Origin of the sequence: Mycolicibacterium rutilum, assembly GCF_900108565.1 — a bacterium.
GTDB lineage: Bacteria > Actinomycetota > Actinomycetes > Mycobacteriales > Mycobacteriaceae > Mycobacterium > Mycobacterium rutilum.
On sequence record NZ_LT629971.1, the window covers coordinates 754,406 to 772,558 of the forward strand.

An 18,153-nucleotide genomic window follows, 5' to 3' on the forward strand; every position below is an offset into this window, starting at 1 on the left:
GCTGTTGATCGTGATTTTTACCGTAGCCAAACAGTCGACCCGCGCGCCTGAGTCGCTCGGCGATAGAGCCTTTTCGTTCGAGCCCGCGACGGCGTTACAGTTCGCAGGTCAGTTGGCTGGAAGCGGGAAGTCGCCGACTCGCTTTTGGAGGAGCGCGCGTTCGCATGGACGATCGGATTCATTGCTGCGCTATTTACGTAACAGTTAATTACGCCTTATCCAGCAAATTCAACAGGAATCGAGGCGGCGCCAGACGTACCGCGACAACGCAACCGACGGCGCGCGGATGTTAGCCTTCGTGATCGAACTAGCCGGTGTAGTTCAATGGCAGAACATCAGCTTCCCAAGCTGAATACGCGGGTTCGATTCCCGTCACCGGCTCCACGTCGCATCGACCCCTTCGCGCGAGGATTCGCGAAGAATCTCGTCGGGCCCTACAGACCCCGGCACTGAGCGATGCCGGGCGATGCCGGCAAGCGCCTGACGCGATTACGAGCCACTTGGAATAACCCGTGGCGCAGGTCGTTGAAGTAACTGAGTCCTGGTCGAAAACTCGCACTCGACTTCAGGCCCGGCGGTTTCAACCGCCGGGTCTGTTTGTGTTGCGACCCGGCCGGAGGGCAGCGAAACGCCACGAAGAGAGGGAGATTGACGATGAAGAGACTCGCCGCCACCGTTGCCACGATCGCCGCGACCACAGGTCTTGCGCTCGCCACCGCCGCCGGAGCCGCCGCTGCTCCCAGCGGGGCCGGCCCGGCCGATCAGACCTTGAACAAGCTGCGCGCCGACGGCTACAACGTCATCATCAGCCGCACCGGCACCGGCGCGATCGATCAGTGCACCGTGACCGAGGTACGCCCCGGCCAGACCTACTCACGGACCGACTCCGGCGTACCGGGTCACCTGCTCGGCACGCCCGGGCCCAACATCGCCACCACGGTGACGAACAAGACCGCGCTCGTCACGCTCGCCTGCTAACGGTCGAAACCAGACAGCCCCGATGCCCTTCGGCATCGGGGCTGTCCTCATTCTTGCCGAAGAAATTAGCTCCTACCATGATCAATCGTCTGGACAGCCTCGGACATGCCGGGCAGTCGCAAACGGTTAACAAGAGCGGTGATGGACAAACGCAGACGTCACTGCTATTACTTAATTCCGCAAGTAGATTGGCAGCAACCAAGTAGGCGACAGCCCATCGTCAACTCGCTGCACTAAGCATCGGTTGCTGAAAATTGACGGTAGCGACAACAACGTCGTCACGACGCGTATTCACGGAGGAAACGTGCCATCGAAGAAGAGGGTCCGCAAGCACGTCAAGAAGGCCGGACTCGTCGCCGGCGCGGCCGCCACCGCGACCGCATTGACCGTCGGTCTGGCTGCGCCGTCCGCCACCGCGGCGGCGATTCCGTTCCACGGCGCGGCCGCATCCCCGACAACGACCGATGTGGATCTGGCGGCGCTGGCCACCGCGCTGACCGACGTGCTGCGTGCGTACGCCGAAGGCAAGCCGCCGACCCAGTTCCCCGATGAACTGAAGGCGCTCGTCCCGGGCCTGGAACAGCTGGGCCCCCAGCTGCTCGCCGCCCTCGGCAGCGACGACAACATCGCGTTCCTGCGCTCCCTGGACTTCAGCGGCGCGCTCGCGGGCCTCGGGCTCAACATTCCCAGCCTCGATACGCTGCTGCCGATTCCGACGAGCTTCAACTTCGGTGGTCAGGAGATCGACCTCCCGCTCAAGGTGATCACGACGGGTGGACCGTTCGGCGCGCTTTCGGCCTTCGGCTTGAATCCCTACTGGGCGCCCGGTTTTCCCGACACCATCGCCGAAGCGATCAACAGCACTCCGTACGGTGACATCAACACCGAGATCAGCGCGCCGGTGTCGCAAACGATCGACAACCCCGCGTATTCGGTCGCCTACAGCGCGGCCTACGCGGCAGCCACGCTGCCGACGTGGCTCGGCGGCGGCGGGTGCTCGTCGTCGAACACGGCGTGCCGTACCAACTTCGCGCTCAACGCTGTTCGCAATATCTCGCCGACGATCACCCTCAACGCCACCGCGACGGTCCCGGTCAACCTGGAGAACCTTCGCATCCCGGTGGTCATCGCGTTCGGCATGGGCGCGCTCTCGGCCGGTTCGGCGTACTCACAGCTCGTGGCGGACCTGCCCAACCAACCCGGCGGCACCGCCGAGGGTGCCGAAGCCGGATCGAGCCTCACGATCCTGCCGATGATCCTGCTCCGAAATCCGGGCCGTGCCAACGGCGGAATCGCCGCCAGGTTCGCACCGTTCTTCGACCTCATCGGGCTCAACACCGTCACGCCCGACGGTCAGGTGGCCCAGGACGGCGGCGCCGTTCTCGTCCCGATCAAGCTGGACGCGACGGTCGAGTACGACCCGGTGTCGGACTTCCCGGTGTGGCCGAACGCGTTCTCGCTCGCAAACTCGTTGGCAGCGTTCGCGTTCCCGACCTACATCCTGCGCGGCACCGAGCTCAACCTCGACGACCTCGAGGCCGCCCTGGGGCCGGTGCTCGACCCGGTGTTGAACGCGGTGCTCGGCAACGTGCTGTCGGCGGCCATCGGGGACGGCGTCACCGTCGACGTCGATTTCGGAAGCCTGACGCTGCCGATCAGCCTGAGCCGCGACACCCTGCTCGACCTCGCCGGCGGTCTGCTGCCCGACGGCATCGAGATCCCCGAGGAGGGGTACACGGCGCTCAACCGGTATCTGACGTTCCGGTCCAACGCTTTGCCGATCCTCGAACCGTTCCGGCTGCCGGTCGATTTCCTCAACCTCGCGACCGGACAGAACTTCAGCAACCCGTTCGCCGACGCGCTCGAGCCCGCGCTGCGGATCCTGACAAACCTCGGCTACACCGATGTCGATCAGGAGAACGGATATGTGCGGACGTTGACCGACGGCGGCACAGGGGCCGACACCGGCGGTGTGCCGTTCGGCACCCTGCCGACCAACATCGACTGGAGCCGGGTTCCCGCGGACGTCTTGAGCGCCTTGGTGACGGGAATCCAGCAGGAGTTCTTCAACGGCGGCATCCCCGGCGTCAACGCACCGTCGGATCCGCAGGCCAATCCGATCGCTGCGCTGCTGCGCCTGCTGGGCGTGCCGAGCGCGCCGCAGCCGGCACCGGAACTGCAGTCGGAACCGGAGTCGGAGTCCAACCTGCTGGCGGCGAATTCGCTTCCGTCGACGGACAGCGGCGAGTCGATCACGGTGTCGACTCCGGATCCGCAACCGCAGGAGCCGGTCGCGAAGCGCACGGCGTCGACGACAACCCCGCAGCCGGTCGCAGAACCGACTGAGCCCGCCGCAGAGGCGACGACGCCGACGACACCGAAGAAGCGTCCGGTGCTCAACAAGGTCACGGAGCCGATCACCTCTGTGCAGAGCCCGGAAGAAGATAACGAAGACGCGACCGGTTCTGCCGACACCAACCCGACCGCGCCCGCGAATCCCGCGGGCCAGGACGGCGGCGAGCAAGGCGCCGACGACAACGGCGGCAACGACTCGAACGCGTCCGGCGACGCGGCGGCCTGAGCCGAAGCATCAAGCAGCCCCGGCACCTCAGGTGTCGGGGCTGTTTGGTTGCTCAGCGGAAGTAGATCTCGTTCCCGGTCGGATAGCCCCCGCCGGTCGTGGTGATGTGCACGTGGTCGTAATGGCCGTAGCCGCCGCGCTGCGCACCACCCGGCGTGTAATAGACGCCGCGCCAGATCGCGTCCTGCAACCCGAACCGCTTGGCGTTCCGCAGGGCGTACGAGACGATCTCGTTGCCCAGCGCGATTCCCGCGGAGCTACTCGGGTTGGGGATCATCACGTCGAGGGCCAACCCGTTGGGGTGCCAGCGCAACGCGTCGGCTCGCACGCCGCCGATACTGCTGATCTCCGGAAACGCCTCGCTGATCGCGCGTGAGGCCAGGATGGTCTTGACCTGCAGCCCGTTCTCCGGGGCCATGCCGACCGGGAGCGACCGGTCGACCGTGCGGTACCGCGACGCGGCGACCATGCGGTCGGGCGCCGCGGCCAGGCTGGCCTGACCGATCGACGGTCCCGCTGTCGACGCCGCTGCCGCCACGATCTCCATGCAGCAGGGCGTGGTGTCCTCGACGATCACCGGCTCGCTCTCGGGCGCAGGCCGTGCAGTCAGATGAACGTCCCCGCCGACCGCGAAAAAAACGGCGGCCGGCGCGATGACTGCAGCCACGCCCATCGGCGACGTGCGTCGCTTCTTGGCTAAGGAATGCCGTCCCACGAAAACGGATCGTATATCAAATCGTTACATTTGCCGCAATTCTGCCGAATTCGCTGGGCGATCGCCCAACGGGCCGGAATCATCTCTGCCGTGACGGGACTGCTCGCTGACAAGGTCATCCTGCTCGCCGGGCTCGGCGGTATCGGCAACGGTCTGGCGCGCCGGTTCGCCGACGAGGGCGCCTCGCTCGTGATCGGCGATATCGATGCTGACCTGGCCGAACGGGTCGCCGCGGAACTCGGCGGCACCGTGCGCGCAGTCCCGCTTGACGGCGCCGACGAGCAGTCGGTGATCGCCGCGGTCGAAACAACCGTCGGCGCGTTCGGCCGGCTCGACGGCATGCACCTCAACTTCACCAACGCCGCCGACGCTTATCTACCTGGCGGCGTCGTCGAGCTCCCCCTCGACGCCTTCGACGAGGTGATGCGGGTCAACACCCGCGGCTTCGTCATCTGCGCGAAGCACGCCATTCCCGCGATGGTCGACACCGGCGGCGGCTCGATCGTCTTCACCGCGTCCATCGACGCCTACAACGGGGCAGGCACCCGCGTCTCCTACGCGATGAGCAAGGCCGCCGAACTGGCGCTGATGCGGCACATCGCCCGCCGGTACGGCCCGAAGGGGATCCGCTGCAATGCGATCGCTCCCGGGTTGATCTGGCATTACAAATTCGACGAGATGCCGATGCCGGACGGCGTCGTCGAGCAGACCCGCGCCAGGCAGATGATCAAGTCCCGGTTCGGCAGGCCCGACGACGTGGCTGCGCTGGCCACGCTGCTGCTGTCCGACGACGGCAGTTTCATCACCGCGCAGACGATCAGCGTGGACGGCGGGGTCACCTTCCGACCGTGACAAGGCCGGTTGTGCAGCAAATGTCGACGGCGACGTTATCCGACGTCCGGGCGGTATGTCCCAGTTCTGGGCAACGCGTCCCACATCACGATCTTTGCTGTAATAGTAATCGACGGCGTCGCAGCTTGCGCTCTCGAGTTGCCTTGATTCGGCCGCCCTGACGCGAAATCAAGCGGTTGTACTGCACTGATAATGGCGTAACACCTTTCGTTAGCGTAATAAATTGGTTTGCCTGTGCCGTCAATCGCTTCGGAAGAAAATTTTGCTCGCCGGCCATACCGTCTGTTACGGTCCAAGAACGTGCGCGGAGGCTCCGGAAGGGCGGCTGACATGGCGAGCGGACATCATCGCAGGCTGCACCAGCGCATCCGGCGCACCCGGAAAGCGGCCGTCGTGGGCGCGGCGACCATCACGGCCGCCGCGCTGACCGCGGGACTCGTGCCGCTGCCGACCGAGGAGATGCTCAACCCGGAGGTCGAACTCACGGCAGCTGTGAAGGTGTTCCCGGAGCCCGACAAGATTCCCGATCTGACCGGTGGACTCGGCAGCGCCGGATACGACCTGTCGCAGAGCATCGCCGCGGCCATCCTCGAGGCCATCACCAACAACATCAACCTGATGGCGTTGGCGCGGGCCGCCGGCATGGACCCCGAGAGCCTGTTGAAGAACCTGCCGCCCAACCTGTTGCTCGGCGTCCTGGACACCGCGCAGGTCAACCTGCTGCCGATCCTGACCGAGATGCTCGGACTCGATCTTGCCGACGGGTTGCTGCTGCCCGTGCTGCAGACGCTCGGTATCACCGACGGCGCGGGCATCACCACCGTCAGCAAGCTGCTGAGCCTGCTCGGCATCGACCTCAGTGATCCGCTGAACCTGTCGGATCTGGATGTACCGGGGCTCAACCTGATCACCGCGGGCCCCCCGTTCACCCTGCTCAAACTTCTCGGATTCGACCTCGGCTGGGTCCCCGGGCTGCCGAATTCGGTTGCCGCCGAAGTGAACAACACCGAGTACCTGCCGATCGGCGTCAACGGCCTGCTCACCACGGTCCTCGACCGGCTGCGGCTGCTGGAGGGTGAGAACCCGCTGCTCGATCTCGGCGGCATCCTCGGCCCGAAGGGCCTGCTCGATCTCGGCGGCATCGTCGACCTCGGCGGGCTGGTCGACCTGCTCGACTCGGTGGTGCAGACCATCCCCGAGAGCCTCGACGTCGTCGACCTCCGCGTGCCGATCGTGATCGGCTTCGGCATGGGCGCGTTCGCGGCGGGCGCGGCCTATCCGCAGATCGTCGAGGACCTCAAATACCAACCGGGAGGCGAGAAGTCGCCGACCGCCGCCGACGACCCGCTGCTGGGTAGCCTGACGATTCTGCCGATGTTGTTATTGCGCAACCCGGGCCGCGCCAACGGCGGACTGTTCGCGCGGGCCTACCCGTTCGCCCGGTTGTTCGGCATCGACACCGTCACGCCCGACACCGAGGTCACCCACAGCGGCGGCATCCCGATCCTCAACACCGGACTCGCCCTCGGCGGCGCGAACCTGATCCCCGTCAAGGTCGACGCGACGGTGCAGTACGACCTGTTCTCGGACTTCGCGGCCTGGCCCAATCCGTTCTCGATCGCCAACAACCTGATGGGTTTCCTGCTACCGACCTACATCCTGCGCGGCGTCGACCTGTCGAACCTGACGCCGCAGTTGGAGGCGCAGCTCAAACAGATCCTCGGCAGCCTCGGCGCCGATCCGCTGGCACTCAACCTCTACCTGACCCTGCCCGCGAACAGCCTGCCGCTCCTGGAGCCGCTGTACCTGCTGACCGACCTGACGAACCTGATGACGCTCGGCGCGTTCCCGAACCCGTTGGGCGCGTTGGCAAACGCGCTCGCGCCCGCGTTGACCAGCCTCGTCAACCTCGGCTACACCGACGTCCAACGGATGCCCGACGGCACCTACATCCGGACGCTGGACCAGGCGGGCGATCCTACGGCGTTCATGTCGTTTCCGGACGTCGACTGGGGCAAGGTGCCCGCCGACATCTTCAACCTGATGGTGCAGGGCATCCAGAAGGAGTTCTTCAGCGGTAACCCGACGCCGGGCACACCGAACGCGATCACCGGTGTCTTCAAGCTGCTTTCAACGATTCTCGGCGGCGGCGGACTGAACCTCGGCGGTATCAGCGACGTGATCAACGCGATGGTCGGCGGCCTCAATCCGCTTGCCGCGCCGGCCGCGCGCGAGGCGCCCCCGGTCGCGGCCGCCGCGCTGCCCTCGGCCACCGCGACCAGCACCACCGTCGCCGCGACGTCGAGTCCGTCCGGTACCGCCGCCCCGGTTCTGATCGAAGAAGGCCGTACGACGAGGGCCACCGAGGCCGAGGAGGAACCCGCCGAGGTCAAACCGACCGGGCCGAGGGCGGCCGGACCGTCGGCGGCGCCGGGCAAGCCGACGAGCCCGGCGGGCAGCGTGCTCGGCGGCGTCACCAACACCGTCGGCGGTGTGACCGGCGGCGTCACGGGCACGGTCGGCGGGGTGACGAGCGGCGTCACCGGAACGGTCGGCGGCGTCACCGGTGGGGTGGCCGGCGCCGTGGGCGGACTGACCGGGGCGGTCAGCGGCGTGCTGGGCGGGCTCGGCAAGAAGCCGTCGGACTCGGGCGGTTCGGCGAGCGCGAACGACGCCGCCTGAATCGTTCTGTTACAGCAGCCCTAGCACATCCGCCATCGCGCGCGCCGATTCCGGGCTGCTGATGATCCGCCAGTCCGTTTCCTTGGCGTGCTCGAACCAGACGAACCCCATCACATCGGGCTGAGCGTCGAGATACTCGACGAACCGGTGAACCCAATCTGCCTTGCTGCCACCGCTTTCCGCGCACCCGACCTCGGTCACCAGGATCGGTTTGCCGGTGCCGACGGTACGCAGCTCGCTGAGCGCGGCACCGAACAGCTCATCGGGCTCGATCCACCGTGTCGACGTCAACCGTGTGCCCCAGTTGTAACCGTCGATGCCGAGTACGTCGACGTAGTCATCGCCGGGATACCACTGCGCCAGTGACCCGAGCCCGCCGACGGTCGGGGCCCACACCCACTCGACATTGGCGACCCCACGCGCCGTGAAGATGTCGTGCACGTGCCGCCACGCAGCCGTGTACGCCGAGGGCGAGGTGCCGCACGCCGGCGTCCACGGATACCAGTCACCGTTGAACTCGTGCGCGAACCGGATGAAGGTGTGGCGGCCCCACTCGCCGATCTCGTCGGCCCACCGGTGCACGTACTCGTCGAGAGCGCCCGACTGAAGCGACTGCATCACTGCGGGCGACCGGTCGTCGGTCCAGCACCACGGTTCCCACGACACGACCGGGTCCGCCCCGCAGTAGGCGGCGACCGCCATCGCGGCGACGGGCGGCGGCGCAAAGAAGTCCTCGAAGGCCAACACCATCTCAGCGCGCCGACCCACGGCGTCGGCGACGGCCTGCCACTCCCGCGCCGCCGTGAACCCGCCGTGCGTACTCACCCCGAACCGCAGCGCGGCGGTGCGTGGCGTCCGCCGAGCGTCAACCGCCGTACCTGGTCGAACCTTCAGCTGGTGCTCCACCTGATCCCCCACAGGCCAGTCATCCAATCCCCTTCGCCATGGTCGCAAACCGGTGGGCGTCCAAGGGGACGTTTTGACGGATATGGAGAAATTGCTCCGCAGCGGGTTTGCCGGCGCGGCGGCCCAGCGAACTGGATGAATACTGCCCGGGGCGGGAGGGGTAACCTCGGGACCTGAATCCAGTCGTTAGATCGGGGGCGCACCTATGGACCTCGTGCTCGGCCTGTCCATGACGTCGCGCACTGTTCGGTGGGTGCTCGTCGAGGGCACGACCGGCGAGGGCGCCATCGTCGACCGCGGCAAGTTCGACTTCGACGCCGACGTCGACCCCGACGAACTGCTCAACGTGGTGCTCGCCGACGCAGCGGGCACCGCGGTCCACTCCATCGGCGTGACCTGGACCAACGAGGCCGAAGAGGTGGCGTCGGCGGTGCTCGCGGCGCTGCAGGCGCGCGGCTACGGCAACGCGATCGCGGTCTCCGAACTCGAGGCGGGCGACGTGCTGGCCGCCGGCATCGCCGACATCGCCGATTACGACGACGTCGCGGTCTGCATCGTCGAGCCCGACGCCGCGGTGATCGCGATGGTCACTGCCGAGGGTGTGTCCGTGGACCGGATCGGGCGGCCGCTGGACGGCGCCGACGCGATCGAACTGCCGAGCAGCGTGATCGCGATGCTCGAGCTCAACGAGTGGCACCCGCAGGCGATCTTCGTCGTCGGTTCGGCCGCCGATGTCGAACTGGTCTGCACGACGCTCGACGACGTCACCGAGTCGCCGGTGTTCTCCGCGGCCGAGGCCGATCTCGCGCTCGCCCGCGGCGCCGCGCTGGCGTCGGCCCGTGCGGTCACCACGCTCGACGCCGCGGGCACCCGCCGGCGGTCGCGGGTCGGCACGCTGGCCGCGGTGCTCGCGGCCGCGGTCGTCGCATTCGTGGCGTCCGTCTCGGCCGCGGTCGGGCTGAGCCTGTCCGGTGACCGGGGCACCGACGTGCACGCCGCCGCAGACGAAGAACCTGTCGCGGTCGCCGAAGCCCCGGCCCCGGCGCCCGCTCCGGTGAAGAAGACCCTCACGCCCGCCGAGGCCCGGCCCGTCGTCGCACAGACCATCGCGGTCGCCGCCCCGCCACCGCCGGCCGCGCCGGTCTATGAGCCGCCGGCGTACGAGCCGCCCGCCTACGTGCCGCCACCGGCACCCGAATACACCGCGCCCGCACCGGCATACGTCCCACCGCCGGCGCCCGCTTACGTCCCGCCGCCCGCCCCGGCGTACGTGCCGCCAGCCCCGCAGCCGCGGCTGCGCGACCGGATCATCGAGCGCATCCCGATCATCAACCGGTTCCACGAACCGGACTATTCGTACGGCCGCTAAGGACAGGCCGCGGGCGCGTCGTCGCGCACCGCGCGGTCTGCGGGAACGGTGTAGGTGACCGTCGCCGCCGCATGTTCGGCACCCGTGTTCGACACCACGTGCGGGACGCCGGCCGGGATGAAGATCGCCTGCCCGGCGCCGAATGCCGCTGGCGCACAGCCGTTCGCGGTCTGCAGATGCAGTGTGCCCTCGTTGATCACCGAGTACTCCGGCCCCGGATGGCTGTGCCAGCCGCTGCTCGACGCCGGCCCGAGCGCGAGGTTCTGCACGTACAGCGTGGTCGGTTGTCCGACCGCGACGATCGCGATCGGCACGTCGGTGGTGCCCTTGGCGATGTCGGTGCGCTCGATGTCGCCCTCGGCGGGCGTGGCGTAGGCGGTCGCCGGGCCGGCTCCGGCAATGAGGGTTCCGACGGCGAGGCCGAGAATTACGCGTTTCACATGCCCTCCCGATCACACGATGTCGCGATTGCCGAAGCGTACCCGCCGCAACCCTGATCGGTAGTTGCTTGGGAACCGGAACCGACAACTACAGGCTGTGCGGCCATTTGCTGACCGGTCGTCCGCACTGGTGCCTGATCATGTTGCCGGACCGGAATATTGACGGCTCAACTAATTGAATCGCCGGAAAGTTTCTGTGAAGTTCAGGATGCGCGGGCGTCATTTTGCGCCCAAGATGCCATGCAGTCCGGAAAAGCATCGGAAGGGAACCAGATGAGACGAGTCCGTAAGGCGGCGGCCATCGCATGTGCGATCGCGCTGCTGGCGACGGCATGTGGCAGCGACGACAGCACGAGCGGGTCGGGCGGCGGTGACATCGAGGTCGCGATGACGTCGTTTCCGGACTACATCGACCCGCAGCTGTCCTACACCGTCGAGGGGTGGGAGGTGCTGTGGAACGTCTACACCCCGCTGCTGACCTACAAGCACGCCAAGGGTGAAGAGGGCACCGAGGTGGTGCCCGGCCTGGCCGAGGCCATGCCCGAGATCTCCCCCGACGGCACCACGTACAAGCTCAAGCTCCGGTCCAACATGAAGTACTCCGACGGAACCCCCATCAAGGCATCGGATTTCACGTACGCGATCCAGCGGTTGTTCAAGGCCGACTCCGGCGGCTCGGTGTTCTACGACGTCATCGTCGGCGCCACCGACTACGCCGAGGGCAAGGCGCAGACGATCAGCGGCATCACCACCGATGACAACACCGGCGACATCACCATCAAGCTGACCGCGCCCAACGGCACCTTCGAGAACATCCTCGCGCTGATGTTCGCCGCCCCGGTGCCGCCGAGCACCCCGCTCGACAAGGACGCCACGAACACCCCACCGCCGTCCAGCGGCCCCTTCATGATCAGCAAGGTCGACGCGCCCCGGACCATGACGATGGAGCGCAACCCCAACTTCTCCACGGTCAAGGACGCCGGCGCCACCGAGGTGGCCGACGCGAACGTCGACTCCATCACGATCACCGAGAACAAGAACAACAGCGCGCAGGTCACCGACATCCAGCAGAACCGCGTCGACTTCATGGTCGACCCGCCGGCCTCGGATCGCCTGCAGGAGGTGAAATCCCGCTACGCCGACCGGTTCCGGTTCGAGGACACGATCAACACCTATTACTTCTTCATGAACACCGAACGGGCGCCGTTCAACGACCTGCGGGTCCGCCAGGCCATCAACTACGCCGTCGACCCCGAGGCGCTCAACCGCATCTTCGGCGGCCGTCTGCACCCGAGCCAGCAGATCCTGCCGCCCGGCATGCCCGGCTACCAGGAGTACAAGCTCTACCCCGGCCCCGACATGAACAAGGCCAAACAGCTGATCGCCGAGGCCAATCCGGCCGACCGTGACATCACGGTGTGGACCGACGACGAGCCCGACCGCAAGCGGATCGGCGAGTACTACCACGACCTGCTCACCCAGCTCGGGTTCAACGCGACGCTGAAAGTCATTGCCGGTGACGTGTACTGGACGACGATCGGCAACCAGTCGACACCCGACGTCGACACCGGGTTCGCCGACTGGTTCCAGGACTTTCCGCACCCGGACGACTTCTTCCGGCCGCTGCTGCACGGCGACAGCATCCTGCCCACCAACGGCAACAACCTCTCCCGGGCGAACATCGGTGCCAACAACGCCAAGCAGGACGAGCTGCTGACCAAGCAGATCACGGACGACGGCGTCGAAGATCAGTACGCCGCGCTGGATCGGGCCTACATGGAGCAGGCGGTCTGGGCACCGTACGGCAACGAGCAGTACACCACGTTCCTGTCGGAACGCATGGACTTCGACAAGTCCTACCACCACCTGCTGTTCCATCAGGACTACACCTCGTTCGCGCTCAAGTAGGCGCGCGTGGTCACCCCCATCAGCGAAACGGCGGTCTCGGATCAACCACCACTGCCCACCGGAGTGCCCGTGGCCGCCATCCGCGGTCGCAGCCCTTGGTATCTGGCGTGGCTTCGGCTGCGGCGCAACACGGTTGCGCTGGGCTTCGGTGCGCTGTTCATCCTGATCGTGCTGTTCTGCCTGGCGGCGCCGCTGTGGGCCGACCATGTGGCGCACACCGGTCCCAACGACAACCACATCACCGATTCGGTCTCGATCAACGGCGTCGACACCGACGTCGTCGGGGCCGACGGCACACCGATCGGACCGGGCCTGCGGGGCCAGTTCCTGCTCGGCGCCGACCAGAACGGCCGCGATGTGATGGTGCGGTTGATGTACGGCGGCCGCACCTCGATATATGTGGGCCTGGCCGCGGCCGCGTTCACCACGCTGGTCGGTGTGGTCGTCGGACTGCTGGCGGGCTTCTACCGCGGCTGGCTCGACGCGGTGCTCACCCGGATCTTGGACGTCATCTGGGCGTTTCCCGTGCTGCTGCTCGGGATCGCGCTGGGCACCGCACTGGCGGTGGGCGGCCTCGAACTCGGGTTCATCTCGATCGCGGGTGACTCGATCTGGATACCGATCCTGATCATCGGTGTGGTCTACGTGCCCTACATGGCCAGGCCGATCCGCGGCGAGATCCTCGCGCTGCGGGAGAAGGAGTTTGTCGAAGCCGCTGTGGCACAGGGCATGAGCCCGCTGCGGATCATGTTCTCGGAGTTGTTGCCGAACGTGATCTCCACCATCATCGTGTTTTTCACGCTCAACATCGCCAACGACATGCTGTTGGAGTCGGCGCTGTCGTTTTTGGGGGCCGGTGTGCGGCCACCCAATGCGTCGTGGGGCACGATGATCGCCGACGGCTACGACATGATCTACACCGCACCGCATCTCACTGTGGTTCCCGGGCTGATGATCATCGCGACGGTGTTGTCGCTGAACGTGTTCGGTGATGGCCTGCGTGATGCGCTGGACCCGCGCGCCAAGATCCGGTTGGAGCACTGATGGCGCGGTTCATCGCCCGGCGGCTGGTCGGGATGGTTGCGGTGCTGTTCGCGATCTCGGTGATCGTGTTCCTCATCTTCAACGTGATCCCGAACTCCGACCCGGCGGCGCGCATCGCAGGCAAGAACGCCGATCCCGCGCTGATCGCCCGGGTGAGCGCCGATCTCGGGCTGGATCAGCCCATCGCCGTGCAGTACCTGACGATGATGCGGCAGATCTTCACCGGTCAGCTCATGTCGTATGCCAAGGACCGCAACGTCCTCGAGCAGATCTGGGACGGACTGCCCGCGACGTTCTCGCTGTGCATCGGCGCCGGCGTGCTGTGGATGGCGCTGGCCATGCTGTTCGGCTATCTGTCGGCGGTGCACGCCGGCCGGTTCACCGACCGCGCGCTCACCATCCTGTCGTTGGTCGGGGTGTCGGTGCCGGTGTTCTGGCTTGCGGCGATCCTGCTGTACTTCCTCACCTACAAGGTGCAGCTGTTCCCGACGGGCAGCTACGTGCCGTTGAGCACGGATCCGCTGGAGTGGGCGTATCACCTTGTGCTGCCGTGGTTCACGCTGGCCGTGCTCTTCATCGGGTTCTACAGTCGCGTGCTGCGCTCCAACATGCTCGACACCATGAACGAGGATTTCGTGCGCACCGCGCGGGCCAAGGGCATCAGCGAACGTCAGGTCCGGATGCGGCACGTGCTGCGCAACTCGATGATCCCGGTCATCACGCTGTTCGGCCTGGACTTCGGCATGGTCGTCGGCGGCGGGGCCATCCTCACCGAGACGGTGTACAACCTCAACGGCGTCGGGCTGTACGCCGGCGAGGCGATCCGGTCCCTCGATCTACCGCCACTGATGGGAGTGACGATGTTCGGCGCGTTCTTCATCGTGCTGCTCAACACCGTCGTCGACATCGTCTACGCGGTGCTCGACCCACGGATCCGGCTGGGTCAGGCGGCGGCCGCGTGAGCGCGCTGCTGCAGGTCGCGGATCTGCGGGTCGGGTTCCGCACCGACGACGGCACGGTGCAGGCGGTCGACGGTGTGTCATTCGACGTGCGCGCAGGCGAGGTGCTGGCCATCGTCGGCGAGTCCGGATCGGGCAAAAGCGTGACCGCCCAGACGATCACCGGATTGACCCGAGCGCCCAACGCCACCATCACCGGCTCCGTGACGTACGGGGGACGTGAGCTCGTCGACATGGACGACGACGGGCTGCGTGCCGTGCGCGGTGAGCAGATCGCGATGGTCTTCCAGGACCCGATGTCGTCGCTGAACCCCGTCTACCGGGTGGGTGACCAGATCGTGGAGATGATCCGCGCCCACCGCGACGTCTCGAGGGCCGAGGCCCGCGCCCAAACCGTCGAGCTGCTGCGGTCGGTGGGAATCGCCCGCCCCGAGAGCAGGATTCGCGATTACCCGCATCAGTTCTCCGGCGGTATGCGCCAGCGGGTGATGATCGCCATGGCGCTGGCCCTGGAACCGGCGCTGCTGATTGCCGACGAACCGACCACTGCACTCGATGTCACCGTGCAGGCGCAGATCCTGGGGCTGCTCGACCGGCTCAACCGTGAGCGCGACCTGGCCGTCATCATGATCACCCACGACCTCGGCGTGGTCGCCGAACTCGCGGACCGGGTGCTGGTCATGTACGCCGGGCAGGTCGTCGAGGACGGCACGCTCGACGACATTTTCTACCGGCCGCAGCACCCCTACACCTCGGGGCTGCTGGGCTCGCTGACCCGGCTCGATCAGCCGCGTGGCGGCCGGTTGCCGCAGATCTCCGGTCAGCCTCCGTCGCTGCTGGCGCCGCCGCAGGGGTGCCGCTTCAGCCCGCGCTGCCCGTACGTGTTCGACAGGTGCGCGCAGCTACCCACACTCGAGATCCGTCCCGGTGCAACGCATCTGGACAGGTGCTGGCTCGATCAGGACCACAAGCAACAACTCAGGGAACCGGTGACGTCGTGACCAAGGGCGATCCGCTGCTGGAGGTCACCGACCTCGTCAAGCATTTCCCGATCAAGTCCGGGGTGGTGGTCGACCGCGAGGTCGCGCGGGTACGCGCCGTCGACGGCGTCAGCTTCACCCTCCACGAGGGCGAAACCCTCGGCCTGGTCGGCGAATCCGGCTGCGGCAAGTCGACGCTGTGCCGGGCGCTGCTGCAACTCACCACACCCACCTCGGGTTCGGTGAAGTTCCAGGGCGACGAACTCGTCGGGCGGTCGACGCGCGAGCTGCGCCCGCTGCGCAGACAGATGCAGATGGTGTTCCAGGATCCGTTCGCATCGCTGAACCCGCGCAAGCGGGTGGGCCAGATCATCGGTGACCCGATGAAGCTGCACGGCATCGCCGACGGCGCCGAGTTGATGCGGCGCGTACAGGACCTCCTCGACCGGGTCGGCCTGAACGCCGAGCACTACAACCGGTTCCCGCACGAGTTCTCCGGCGGCCAGCGTCAGCGCATCGGCATCGCCAGGGCGCTGGCGCTGCGGCCGAAGTTCATCGTCCTCGACGAACCCGTGTCCGCGCTCGACGTCTCGGTGCAGGCCCAGATCATCAACCTGCTCAAGGATGTGCAGGACGAGTACGCGTTGTCGTTTTTGTTTGTCGCGCACGATCTCGGTGTGGTGCGGCATGTTTCGGACCGGGTCGCGGTGATGTACCTCGGGCGCATCGTCGAGGAGTCCGGTGCCGACGACCTGTTCGCACAGCCGATCCACCCCTACTCGACCGCACTGCTGTCGGCGATCCCGATCCCGGACCCCCGCCGCAACGCCGCGCGCGAGCGACTCGTGCTCGACGGTGATGTGCCCAGCCCGATCGACCCGCCGCTCGGCTGCCGCTTTCACACCCGGTGCCCGTGGGCGACCGAGGTGTGCACCTCCGACGACCCGCTCCTCGTCGAGCACACGGCCGGTCACGCGGCGGCATGCCATCATCCGCGCCACGTCGCCGAGAGCCTGGCGACGCGGTCGGGAGTGCAGCGGATCTAAGGCGCGGGCGCCGGTACCGGGATCGGTATCGGCACCGGTACGAACGGGACGGTCAGATACGTCGTGGTCATCGGCGTCGTCGCCGGAGTCGTCGTCGTGGTGGTGGTCGTGGTGGTCGGCGACGTCGTTGTCGTTGTCGTTGTCGTCGTTGTCGTTGTCGTCGTTGTCGTTGTCGTCGTCGTGGTGGTCGTCGGTGGTGTGGTGGTCGTGGTGGGTACGGTCGTCGTCCACGTCGTCTCGGTCACCGGCGGCGGAGGCGGCGGCGCGCTGGTGACGGTGACGGTCTCCACGGGCGGCGGTGGCTGCGCCGGTGGCGGCGGCTCGGCCGACACGGGGACCGGGGCCGGCGGCGACGCGGTCGTGCGCGGCACCTCGCTGACGCCGGTGCTGCCTGTCGCGCTGGTCAGGGCGATCGCCACACCGCCGACCGCGACCAGCGCGATCGCCGCCGCCGCGCCGAACACCAGCCCGGGCAGGCGCTGCCACGCGCGGGGTTGGTCGATCGGGCCGGTCGCGGGCACGTACTGCACCGGCGGGCGCAGCGAGCCGGTGTCATAGACGGGTGCGTAGGGCTCGGGGCCGGTGTAGGGCACGGGCTCGTCGGCGGGTCCGTCGTCCTGCGACCACGCCAGGGCGCGAAACGTCGCTGAACCGGGCGCCTCCGCCGAGACCTGGGCCACCGGCGCGATGCCCGTTTCGGCTTCGGCGGCCGACGCCGTCGCACCCAAGGCAACCGCACCGGCTGCGGCGTCGAGGCCCGGTTGCGGCGTCGTGATCACCGGCACGCCCGTGTGCACCCCGAGCCGCGCACCGACCGCCGGGATGCTCGCGCCGCCACCGACGGCCACCACGGCCGCGAGATCCGGGTAGCCGATTCCGTTGCGCTGCAACGTCATATCCAGCGCGCTGAGCACCCCCTCGAGAGGCGCGGCGAGCAATTCGTCCAAGCCGGCGCGGGTCAACTGGATCTCGGCACGGCGGCCGGGTAGTTCGGCCACCACGTTCGTCGCGGGCGATGCCGACAGGCGCTCCTTGGCGGCGCGGCAGTCCTCGCGCAGCCGCGTCAGCGACCCCACCGCGGCGGTCCCGGCCGGGTCGACGTCGCCGGGCAGACCGTCGAGGACGCGGCCCAGCAGCGCCTGGTCGATCGCATCGCCGGAAAAGTCCGTGTGGCGGGTGGTCTCGTCGATCGCCTCGAACGCCGCCCCGGCGTCGGCGAGCGTGATGCTCGTGCCGCCGCCGCCGAAATCGAGCAGCGCCACCACACCCTGCGTCGGCAGGCCCGTTCCAATGCGCAGCGCGGTCAGCGACGCCACCGCATCCGGCACCAACCGCGCGGACGCCAGTACCGGATGCGCCCGCAGCGCGGTGCGCAGGGCGCGCGTCGCGGCGGCACCCCAGTGCGCGGGCACGGCCACCGTCGCATCGGCGGCGGGCGCGTCGACCAGCGCGGCCAGCGCCTCGACCAGCAGTTGTTCGGCCGGATATGCCGAACCGTCGGCGGCGACCAGCGGCACCGGGTCGCCGATCCGCTCGACGAAGCCGGTGATGGTCTCGCCGTCCGGCAAGATGTGCACCGAACGACGCATCACGGGTTGATTGCCGACGCGTACCGCGACCAGATTCGTCGTCCCGATCGACAACCCCAGGGGGTCGCTCATAACGGACCACACGATAGCCCTCCGGCGTCGTC

At 67.4% G+C, this 18,153-nt stretch carries 14 protein-coding genes and 1 tRNA gene; 11 read left to right on the forward strand and 4 right to left on the reverse strand.

Annotated features, from left to right (window positions below; all coding sequences use genetic code 11):
- Nucleotides 1-310 precede the first annotated feature (310 nt).
- From BLW81_RS03690 to BLW81_RS03700, 3 genes are all read left to right on the forward strand, one after another.
- A tRNA-Gly gene (locus BLW81_RS03690) sits at nucleotides 311-384 on the forward strand.
- A 270-nt stretch (nucleotides 385-654) separates the two neighbouring features.
- Nucleotides 655-978 carry a hypothetical protein gene (locus BLW81_RS03695; protein WP_083406038.1) on the forward strand — a complete coding sequence of 108 codons (324 nt, stop codon included), beginning with the start codon at nucleotides 655-657 and terminating at the stop codon, nucleotides 976-978.
- A 304-nt stretch (nucleotides 979-1,282) separates the two neighbouring features.
- Nucleotides 1,283-3,559, forward strand: coding sequence for an alpha/beta hydrolase family protein (locus BLW81_RS03700; RefSeq protein WP_157897572.1), 2,277 nt, complete (start codon nucleotides 1,283-1,285; stop codon nucleotides 3,557-3,559).
- 52 nt (nucleotides 3,560-3,611) lie between these two features.
- On the opposite strand, the gene BLW81_RS03705 is transcribed toward BLW81_RS03700, so the two are convergent.
- Nucleotides 3,612-4,274 carry a VldE C-terminal domain-containing protein gene (locus BLW81_RS03705; RefSeq protein ID WP_235632160.1) on the reverse strand — a complete coding sequence of 221 codons (663 nt, stop codon included), beginning with the start codon at nucleotides 4,272-4,274 and terminating at the stop codon, nucleotides 3,612-3,614.
- Nucleotides 4,275-4,364: 90 nt separating this feature from the next.
- Between BLW81_RS03705 and BLW81_RS03710 the strand changes: the two genes are divergently transcribed.
- Together BLW81_RS03710 and BLW81_RS03715 are read left to right on the forward strand one after the other, a co-directional pair.
- On the forward strand, nucleotides 4,365-5,126 hold the full coding sequence (locus tag BLW81_RS03710; protein ID WP_235632161.1) for an SDR family NAD(P)-dependent oxidoreductase: 762 nt from the start codon (nucleotides 4,365-4,367) through the stop codon (nucleotides 5,124-5,126).
- A gap of 330 nt (nucleotides 5,127-5,456) precedes the next feature.
- Nucleotides 5,457-7,808, forward strand: coding sequence for a PE-PPE domain-containing protein (locus BLW81_RS03715; protein ID WP_083406041.1), 2,352 nt, complete (start codon nucleotides 5,457-5,459; stop codon nucleotides 7,806-7,808).
- 9 nt (nucleotides 7,809-7,817) lie between these two features.
- Here BLW81_RS03715 and BLW81_RS03720 read toward each other — a convergent pair whose 3' ends face one another.
- Nucleotides 7,818-8,633: a glycoside hydrolase family 26 protein gene (locus BLW81_RS03720; protein ID WP_235632162.1), complete on the reverse strand. Its 816-nt coding sequence runs from the start codon at nucleotides 8,631-8,633 to the stop codon at nucleotides 7,818-7,820.
- A 286-nt stretch (nucleotides 8,634-8,919) separates the two neighbouring features.
- Between BLW81_RS03720 and BLW81_RS03725 the strand changes: the two genes are divergently transcribed.
- Complete coding sequence (locus BLW81_RS03725) at nucleotides 8,920-10,083, forward strand: DUF7159 family protein (protein WP_083406042.1); 1,164 nt, start codon at nucleotides 8,920-8,922, stop codon at nucleotides 10,081-10,083.
- On the opposite strand, the gene BLW81_RS03730 is transcribed toward BLW81_RS03725, so the two are convergent.
- Nucleotides 10,080-10,523 carry a cupin domain-containing protein gene (locus BLW81_RS03730; RefSeq protein ID WP_083406043.1) on the reverse strand — a complete coding sequence of 148 codons (444 nt, stop codon included), beginning with the start codon at nucleotides 10,521-10,523 and terminating at the stop codon, nucleotides 10,080-10,082. The genes BLW81_RS03725 and BLW81_RS03730 overlap by 4 nt on opposite strands.
- A 273-nt stretch (nucleotides 10,524-10,796) precedes the next feature.
- Here BLW81_RS03730 and BLW81_RS03735 point away from each other — a divergent pair, with 273 nt between their 5' ends.
- The 5 genes from BLW81_RS03735 to BLW81_RS03755 are packed head-to-tail and all read left to right on the forward strand — an operon-like array spanning nucleotide 10,797 to nucleotide 16,460.
- Nucleotides 10,797-12,431: an ABC transporter substrate-binding protein gene (locus BLW81_RS03735; RefSeq protein WP_083406044.1), complete on the forward strand. Its 1,635-nt coding sequence runs from the start codon at nucleotides 10,797-10,799 to the stop codon at nucleotides 12,429-12,431.
- Between the two features lie 6 nt (nucleotides 12,432-12,437).
- A complete protein-coding gene (locus BLW81_RS03740; RefSeq protein ID WP_197680352.1) occupies nucleotides 12,438-13,475 on the forward strand; it encodes an ABC transporter permease in 1,038 nt (345 codons plus the stop codon).
- The gene (locus BLW81_RS03745; RefSeq protein ID WP_083406045.1) at nucleotides 13,475-14,437 is read left to right on the forward strand and encodes an ABC transporter permease; all 963 of its coding nucleotides are present in this window, start codon (nucleotides 13,475-13,477) and stop codon (nucleotides 14,435-14,437) included. Before BLW81_RS03740 ends, BLW81_RS03745 begins: the two co-directional genes overlap by 1 nt.
- Nucleotides 14,434-15,435: an ABC transporter ATP-binding protein gene (locus BLW81_RS03750; RefSeq protein WP_083406046.1), complete on the forward strand. Its 1,002-nt coding sequence runs from the start codon at nucleotides 14,434-14,436 to the stop codon at nucleotides 15,433-15,435. Before BLW81_RS03745 ends, BLW81_RS03750 begins: the two co-directional genes overlap by 4 nt.
- Nucleotides 15,432-16,460 (forward strand): ABC transporter ATP-binding protein, encoded by a 1,029-nt coding sequence (locus BLW81_RS03755; RefSeq protein WP_083406047.1) that lies wholly within the window; start codon nucleotides 15,432-15,434, stop codon nucleotides 16,458-16,460. Before BLW81_RS03750 ends, BLW81_RS03755 begins: the two co-directional genes overlap by 4 nt.
- Here BLW81_RS03755 and BLW81_RS03760 read toward each other — a convergent pair.
- On the reverse strand, nucleotides 16,457-18,121 hold the full coding sequence (locus BLW81_RS03760) for an Hsp70 family protein (protein ID WP_083406048.1): 1,665 nt from the start codon (nucleotides 18,119-18,121) through the stop codon (nucleotides 16,457-16,459). The genes BLW81_RS03755 and BLW81_RS03760 overlap by 4 nt on opposite strands.
- Nucleotides 18,122-18,153 lie beyond the last annotated feature (32 nt).